At 72.0% G+C, this 7,771-nt stretch carries 8 protein-coding genes; 4 read left to right on the plus strand and 4 right to left on the minus strand.

Annotated features, from left to right (window positions below):
• Positions 1–17: 17 nt before the first annotated feature.
• Positions 18–236, minus strand: coding sequence for a hypothetical protein (locus AB0B57_RS35355; protein ID WP_357080329.1), 219 nt, complete (start codon positions 234–236; stop codon positions 18–20).
• Between the two features lie 149 nt (positions 237–385).
• Positions 386–1,336, minus strand: coding sequence for a hypothetical protein (locus AB0B57_RS35360; protein ID WP_357080332.1), 951 nt, complete (start codon positions 1,334–1,336; stop codon positions 386–388).
• Positions 1,337–1,608: 272 nt separating this feature from the next.
• On the opposite strand from AB0B57_RS35360, the gene AB0B57_RS35365 reads away from it, so the two are divergent.
• A complete protein-coding gene (locus AB0B57_RS35365; RefSeq protein WP_357080335.1) occupies positions 1,609–3,771 on the plus strand; it encodes a UvrD-helicase domain-containing protein in 2,163 nt (720 codons plus the stop codon).
• A 47-nt stretch (positions 3,772–3,818) separates the two neighbouring features.
• On the opposite strand, the gene AB0B57_RS35370 is transcribed toward AB0B57_RS35365, so the two are convergent.
• Positions 3,819–4,484: a response regulator transcription factor gene (locus AB0B57_RS35370; protein WP_357080338.1), complete on the minus strand. Its 666-nt coding sequence runs from the start codon at positions 4,482–4,484 to the stop codon at positions 3,819–3,821.
• Entirely contained in the window at positions 4,481–5,329 is an 849-nt protein-coding gene (locus AB0B57_RS35375; RefSeq protein ID WP_357080341.1) for a histidine kinase, read from the minus strand. The genes AB0B57_RS35370 and AB0B57_RS35375 overlap by 4 nt, the downstream gene beginning before the upstream one ends.
• A gap of 112 nt (positions 5,330–5,441) precedes the next feature.
• Here AB0B57_RS35375 and AB0B57_RS35380 point away from each other — a divergent pair, with 112 nt between their 5' ends.
• Genes AB0B57_RS35380 through AB0B57_RS35390 form a run of 3 tightly spaced genes read left to right on the plus strand, consistent with a single transcriptional unit; the run spans position 5,442 to position 7,539 of the window.
• Positions 5,442–6,155, plus strand: a complete 714-nt coding sequence (locus tag AB0B57_RS35380; protein ID WP_357080344.1) for an ATP-binding cassette domain-containing protein — start codon at positions 5,442–5,444, stop codon at positions 6,153–6,155.
• Positions 6,152–6,901 carry a hypothetical protein gene (locus tag AB0B57_RS35385; RefSeq protein WP_357080347.1) on the plus strand — a complete coding sequence of 250 codons (750 nt, stop codon included), beginning with the start codon at positions 6,152–6,154 and terminating at the stop codon, positions 6,899–6,901. The genes AB0B57_RS35380 and AB0B57_RS35385 overlap by 4 nt, the downstream gene beginning before the upstream one ends.
• Positions 6,898–7,539: a hypothetical protein gene (locus AB0B57_RS35390; RefSeq protein WP_357080350.1), complete on the plus strand. Its 642-nt coding sequence runs from the start codon at positions 6,898–6,900 to the stop codon at positions 7,537–7,539. Before AB0B57_RS35385 ends, AB0B57_RS35390 begins: the two co-directional genes overlap by 4 nt.
• Positions 7,540–7,771: the final 232 nt, after the last annotated feature.

Genomic DNA, 7,771 nt, shown 5'->3' on the forward strand with positions numbered 1-7,771 from the left:
GTCGCGTCACGAACGGATCAGCCGCTACGCCGGTTACCCCACTGCCGCGGGCCCTGGACGGAGCCACCCCGGCCGCCGAAGTGCTGACCCTTCCCGTGCGGTTGGGGTGAGGCGACCTTGCCCTTCGCGCGTCGGGCAGCCCGATTCGCGGGCTCGGCGGGCTGGTCAGCCTCGGCCTCGGCCGTGGTTTCGGCATCCGCCTCGTGGTCGTCGTGAGCGGGCTCAGGCTCCGGCATCGGTTTCTCCCTGGATCTGGGGCGCCCTCTCGACCAGCGACAGCCGACGGACGCGGATTGCTCGACCCGGGTGTGGGCGCCTGGAGACTATCGCAACGCCGGGCCCGTGCGGGCGACGGTCACCCGTTCGCGTCGGTCAGCGCACGGTGTCAGCTCTGCTGGTAGTTCACGGCAGCGAACCCGCACGGTTGGTGCAGGTGCAGGTAGTAGGCACCCTCGCCGTATTCGTCCAGGTCCGCGCCGCCGACCAGGCCCACGTAGTCCATCGGCTGGCCGCAACCGGGGCAGGCGGCGTGCTCGGCGTCCTGGATCCACTCGGGCCGGCCGCCCAGCGTCGAACCGCCCCGATCCCACGCACTGGCCTGGTAGGGGCTCTGCCGGGCCGGGCCCAGGACCGGCGCCAGCGTCGGCGGGTCCTCCGGCTCGGTGGACCCGATGTAGCTCGGGCGGGTGTTGCCTGGCCACCACGTGGTGGCGCCGGCCGGCGTGACCTGGCTGTACAGCGTCGCGTAGCCGGAGCAGAAATGGCAGGTTTCGATGATCAGCCGGCCGGACCAGCCCGTGTGGGCCAGCGCGGCGCGGACGGCCGGGTCCGCGGTGTCGAGGTCCGCGGCGGTCCACAGCGGCGACGCGCACCACGGACAGGTGGGCCCGTCGACGCGCCGCGGCGTCTCGCGCATGACCCACTGGTACGCGATGCCGCCGCACAGATCCCGGCGGCTGCCGTCCGGGCCGATCGTCCAACCGCCCTCTTCGGCGTAGCCCAGTGCACTGACGTGCAGTTCCTCCGCGCCGGCCGGCGGTTGCGTCGTCCAGCGACGTAGGGCGCTCTCGGCCAGCGGGTGAGTGGTGTGCGCCAGGATGACGAGCAGGCCATTGAGGTCGTCCGGTGTCCGGCCGTCGTCGATCCGCTCGATGATCCGGCGGACCAGGTCGACCTCGGCAGCTCGGTACAGTTTCGCCGGCCACAGCACGTCCCGATCGAGCAGGTTGCCGAGGTACGGAGTCAGCCTCCCCGGGTCCGTGTCGGCGATCGCGGACAGCTCCTCGATGGCCTCCTCGTCGTCGACGGCGGCCTTCTCGATCAGCTCTTCGATCACTCCGGGGATGTTAGTCACCTCGATCGACCGGCAGGTGCCCCCGGTCACCGCGGGCCAATCGGGGTGTCCGCGTTCAGATCAGGTAATGGCCGAACTGTCAATGAGCGAATACGGATTGAACGAGGCCACCGGCGGACCGGATTCGCAAGAAGTTGAGATTCCCGTCTCTGGCGACGGGATTCCTGGGCGACGAGGAGAAAGAACTCTATGCTCGCCCCGGAACAGGCTGCGGCTCATCCGCGGCACGGGGACCAGCAGCACGGGGATTGCGAATGCGCCAGGATTCTGCTCTGCACAACGGCACCGCTGGCGTCAGCGAGGGGGCACCCGCCGGCGCGGAGGACGTCGCCCGCCGATCCGCGGTCGCCGAGGAACAGGCGTTTCTCGACCTGGCCACGGCCCGGCGCGACAGGTTGGCCGACCACCTCCGGGTGGAGCTTTCCACCGACGCCCTGGACCCGGTGGAACAGGCCCGGCAGCGCATGCTCCGCCAGCAGTACGAAGAGCTACGGCGGGCACAGGACGGGCTGGTCTTCGGCCGCCTCGACGGCCTCGACGGCACCGTGCGACACGTCGGCCGCATCGGTCTGCGCGACGACGGTGAGGACAGTGAGCCCCTGCTCATGGACTGGCGTGCCGCCGCGGCTCGGCCGTTCTACACCGCGACGGCCGTCGACCCGCAGGGCCAGGCACGGCGCCGGCACATCCGTACGACCGGATCGACAGTCGTCGGGGTCGACGACGAGCCACTGGACGGGACCCTGTCGGCGGAACTCGTCGGTGAGGGCGCTCTCCTGGCCGCCCTCGACCAGCGACGCACCGGCCACATGTCGACGGCGATCGCCACGTTGCAACGCGAGCAGGACGACATCATCCGGGCCGAGGCGACCGGCCCGCTCATCGTGCAGGGTGGCCCCGGCACCGGCAAGACCGTGGTCGCCCTGCACCGCGTCGCGTACCTGCTGTTCGCCCGCCGGACGATCGCCGACCAGGCGGTCCTGGTCCTCGGCCCCTCGCCGCGGTTCCTCCAGTACATCGCCCAGGTGCTGCCCGCGCTCGGCGAGACCGCCGTCGTCTCGGCGACCTGCGACACCCTGCTGCCGGGGATCGGGGTGGGCCGCGACGAGAGCCGGCAGCTCGCCGAGATCAAGGGCCGGGCCCTCTGGCAAACCGCGCTGGAAAACTACGTCACGTCGCTGCTCCCCCGGCCCCGGGAGCTGAGGCTGCGCTGGGAGGGCGAGTTCTACGGCATCGCCGCCGCGACGGTGGCGCAGGCGCTCGCCTCGGCGGTGCAGGGCCGGCCGTATCATCGCGCCCGCGCGGTCTTCGCCGAGCAGCTGCACCACCTCCTCGCCGACGCCGTCGTCGAACAGCGCGAGACGCTGATGAACGAGATGGAAGAGGGCTTCGAGGACATCCTCGCCCGCGTCGACCGGGACCTGACGCGCGAGCACCACCTCGGCAGGGCCGCCAGCGGCAGTGACGTCGACGGCGTGCTCTCCGAGGAGGAGGTGGAGGATCTTCGTTCTCGGATCGCCGGAAGCGCCAGCATCGCCCGGTTCGTCGAGGCGTGGTGGCCCACCCTCGACGTCGAGACCCTGCTGGGTGCTCTCCTGACCGACCGTACCCTGCTGGCCCGGTTCGCCCCGGAGCTGTCCCGGGAGGAGATCGCCGCCGTCGCGGCCGAGCCCGCCCCGTGGGCATCGAGCGACATCGCCCTGCTCGACGCCCTCGCCGACCTGCTGGGTGAGGTCGAAGCCCCGCAACCTCAGGGCGAGTTCGTCGCCGACCGCGCTCGCCGACAGCGCGGCTGGGTGTACGGCCATGTCTGCGTCGACGAGGCGCAGGAGCTGTCCGAGATGCAGTGGCAGATGGTCGTACGGCGCTGTCCCAGTCGGTCCATCACCGCGGTCGGTGACATCGACCAGGCGGAGGCGGCGCACCGACACAGCAGTTGGGCAGACGCGGTGCGGGCTGTTTTCGGAGACCGTTGGACCGCCGCCGAGCTGACCATCTGCTACCGGACCCCGCGTGAGGTCATGGATCTCACCGGGCCGGTGTTGAGGAGAGCTGGCAGCCACAACGCGCCACCACGGGCGGTGCGCTCCTCCGGCATCGCGCCCTGGGAGCTCACCACCACACCCGCCGAGCTTGCCGGGGCCGCCGCCCAGGCGGTGCGAGAGCTTCGGCAACGGTGGCGTGGCGGCACGGTCGGCGTCATCGCCCCCGCCGACCGCGTCGGCGGACTCCGGGCCGTGCTGAGCGACGTGCCGGTGCTCACCGCGGCGCAGGCCAAGGGTTTGGAATGGGACGCGACGCTCCTCGTCGACCCGCAGGGCATCGCCGCCGAACCGCGCGGCTGGAACGGCCTCTACGTCGCGCTCACCCGCTGCACCCAGGAACTCGGGCAGCTGATCCTCACACCGCCGGCATAGCTGACGCAGAACCCGTCGAGGTCGGGCGGCGCGGGTCGCTGTCGGGTTCAGCGGCGTGGCCGCACCAGGCCCGCGTCGAACGCCGCGATCACGAGCTGGGCCCGATCTCGCACGGCGAGCTTCGCCATCAGGTGCGTGATGTGCGTCTTCACCGTCTTCACCGAGATGACCAGGGCGGTGGCGATCTCGTCGTTCGACAGACCGCCGCCGATCAGCGTCAGCACCTCCACCTCACGGGAGGTCAGCCGCCGCAGTGCCGCAGTGGGCCGTTCCGGTCGGGGCGACGTGACGTAGTGCGCGACGAGCCGGGTGAGGATCGACGGCGCGAACAGCGACTCACCGTGGTGGGTGCGGCGGATCGCCTCGATCAGCTCTTCGGGGCGGGCGTCCTTGAGCAGGAAACCGGACGCTCCCGCCTGCAACGCCTCGTAGACGTACTCGTCGAGCTCGAACATGCTCAGGACCAGGACACGGGCGGTGGACAGCACCGGGTCGGCGCAGATGCGCCGGGTGGCCTGCAGGCCGTCCAGATGCGGCATCCGGACGTCCATCAGGACGACGTCGGGGCGGGCGGCACGGGCGCACGCCACGGCCCGGGCACCGTCACCGGCCTCGCCGACGACGGTCAGGTCCGGCTCGTTGTTGATGATCATGGCGAGGCTGTGTCGGAGCAACGCCTGGTCGTCCACCAGCAGCACCCGGATGTCGCTCACGCCGCCTCGTCCCGGATCCGCGCGGTGAGGCGGAAACCCGCGTCGACCCGCTCGGCCGACAGGGTGCCGCCGAGACTGCCGACCCGCTCCCGCAGCCCGGCCAGCCCGTGTCCGGCGCCCGGCGACGCTCGCCATCCGTCGACCGACGGACCGGTGTCGGCGACCGTGACCACCACGTACGTCCCGTCCCGGTACACCCGCACCCGCACGTCCGTCGGGCCGGCGTGCCGCGCCGCGTTGCTGAGCGCCTCCCGCACGGTCTTGCAGACGGCGACCTGTGCCCCCTGCGACACCGGGCCCAGCGGCTCGACCGTCAACCCGGCCCGGATCCCGGCCAGCGACGCGCCGTGCACGATGTCGGGGAGGTCGTCGAGGTTGTCCATCGGCGCACGGCTGCTCGCGGCCGACGGTTCACGCAGGACGGTGAGCATGCGGCGCAGCTCGGCTGTCGCGTGCCGACTCGCGTCCTCGATATCGGTGAGCGCCACCGCCACCTCGGCCGGCTTGGGCAGGTGCCGGGTGGCCGCCGCGCGGACCGTGATCAGACCCAGGCCGTGCGAGACGATGTCGTGCAGGTCGCGGGCGATGTGCAACCGTTCGGCGAGCACCGCCTCGGACGCGGCCCACGCCGTCAGCCTCGATTCGTAGGCGGCGCGGTCGGCGCGGGACCGCCGCACCGCCCACAGCGCGGCCGTGACAGCACCGCCGACCAGCAACGGCGGCAGTACGACCGCGAGTGGTCCCTGCGTGCCGACCGTGCACATGGCCATCACCAGCACGCTGATCACCACGGCGACCACCGGCACGACCCTGGACCGTCCGGAGGGGCGCGGATGGGCGTTCACCACCCCGACTGTAGTTCTCAGACCAGGGTCTGACGGTCCGTGGGCCGACCCGGCCGCCCGGTTGCGAGAACGGTCCGATGTGTGCGCGCCGAAGCACCTGTTGACTCGCCTTATGATCACGATCGATCACGTCAGTAAGACCAGGAGCGGGGCGCGGATCCTGTCCGACGTCACCTTCGAGGCCCGACCCGGCCGCGTCACCGGCTTCCTCGGGCCGAACGGAGCCGGCAAGACGTCCACGCTACGGATCCTGCTCGGCCTGGACAGCCCGCAGAGCGGGACCGCACTGATCTGCGGGCGCCCGTACCGGAATCTGGCCCGCCCGCTGACGACTGTCGGCGCGCTGCTCGACGGCAGCGGCGCGCACCGGGCCCGCACGGCCCGCGCCCACCTGCGCTGGGTGGCCGCCAGCAACGGCCTGCCGGACTCCCGCGCCGACGAGGTCCTCGACCTGGTGGGCCTGACCGCCGACGCGCGCAAGCGCGCCGGCCGGTTCTCCCTCGGCATGAGCCGCCGGCTCGGGCTCGCCACCGCACTGCTCGGCGACCCCGAGGTGCTGGTCCTGGACGAGCCGGTCAACGGCCTCGACCCGGCCGGCATCCGCTGGATGCGCGGATTCCTGCGTGACAGCGCCACACAGGGCCGCACGGTCCTGCTGTCCAGCCACCTGATGGGCGAACTGGCCGAGATCGCCGACGACGTCGTCATCATCGACCGGGGCCAGATCGTGATCCAGGGCGGACTCGCCGACGTCACCGGTGGTCACCCCACCCTGGAGGACGCCTTCTTCGCGCTGACCACCACCGAGGCGGGTGGCGCGTGGTGAACGCGGTCCGCGCCGAACTCCGTAAGCTGCTCGGCCTGCCCACCGCCTGGGTCGGCCTGGTGCTGGGCACGTTGGTGGCGCCGGTGGTGGTGCTGCTCAACGCGCCGTACACCCGGCGTGCGATCGCCGCCGGCACCCTCACCGACACGTCCGACCTGGGTCTACGCGACCTGGGTATCGGCCTGATCGGTCCGATGGTCCTCGGCGTCATCGTGGTGAGCAGCGAGTACACGTCCACCGGTCAGGATTCCCCCGGCGCCCGCCAGCTCACCACCACGCTCGCCGCGGTCCCCAACCGGCTGCGTCTGCTCCTGGCGAAGACCACCGCGCTGGTGCTTGTCGTCGCGGCACAGGCAGCGGTCACCACCACCGCCACGCTCGCCCTCACCCGGGTGCTGCACGGCGAGCACGCGCCGGCAGCCGCCCCGGCGCGAGTCGCCGCCGCGATCCTCTACTGGACGCTCACCGCACTCCTCGCGTACGCGATCACGTTGATCACCCGCAACGGCATCGTGCCGCTGACCCTGCTGATCATCAACAGCTCCGTGGTGTCCGTGTCGTACCTGCTGACAAAGGTCACCGACCTCGCCTCCTACCTGCCGGACATCGTCGGAGCGCAGATGTTCATCCGCGGCGGGGACTTCCCCGTCGAGGTCGCCCCGGTGACCGCAGGGCTGGTGATGACGGCCTGGATCGTCTTGTTGCTCGCGGTCGGCGCCCTCCTGTTCCAGCGGCGCGACGCGTGAACGCCGTCCGCGCCGAACTGCGCAAACTGCTGACCCTGCCGTCGCTGCGCCGAACCGTGCTGCTGACCTGGGCCGCCAACCTTCTGCTGACGTCCGCGTACGCGTCCGCCGAGTCCCGCGGTGAGCCGCTCGGGGACAACGTCGCCCTGGCCCCGCTCGGCTACACCCAGGCCGGTTTCCTGGTGCTCGGCGTGCTGGCGGCCACGTCCGAGTACGAGGAGGGCGACCAGATCCGGGCCACCCTGCTCGCGATGCCCCGGCGCCTGCCCCTGCTGGGCGCGAAGGCCCTCGCGCTCGCCGCTCTGACGCTCCCGGTGGCCGCCGCGACGGCGGCCACCAGCACCCTGCCGGCCGATGGGGCCGCCTGGACACCCGTCGCGACCGCGTACCTGACGCTCACCACGCTGCTGGCGGCGGCGGTCGCCAGCGTCGTCCGCCGCGCGGTGCCCGCCGCGATCCTGCTGCTCGGTCTCTACTTCGTCGCGGGCCCGCTGCTGCGGGCCGGACCGAACGCCAGCGCCGCGTACCTGCCGGACACCGCCGCCCTCGACCCGTCCCGTGGCGGCGCCGCCACGGTCGCGTGGACGCTCTGCGCCCTCACGCTCGCCGCTGCGGCATTCCGGTGCCGCGACGCGTGACACCGGAGTTTGCCGCGCGGAAACGTCCACGACGCCGGCCGAAACGGCATGCGGTGCGTGTGCGGCGGTCCGGACGGTGCAGGCGCGGCCGACCCTGCGTGCCGGAGTACTGACGCGCCCGCCGCCGCGGCTCCGAACTAGGCTCGGTCGTCGGCGACGCGGAGCACGATCTTTCCGCGGGTGTGACCCTGCTCGCCTTCGCGGTGGGCGGTCGCGACCTCGGCCAGCGCAA

It is taken from the genome of Micromonospora sp. NPDC049101, assembly GCF_040648675.1.
Classification (GTDB): domain Bacteria; phylum Actinomycetota; class Actinomycetes; order Mycobacteriales; family Micromonosporaceae; genus Micromonospora.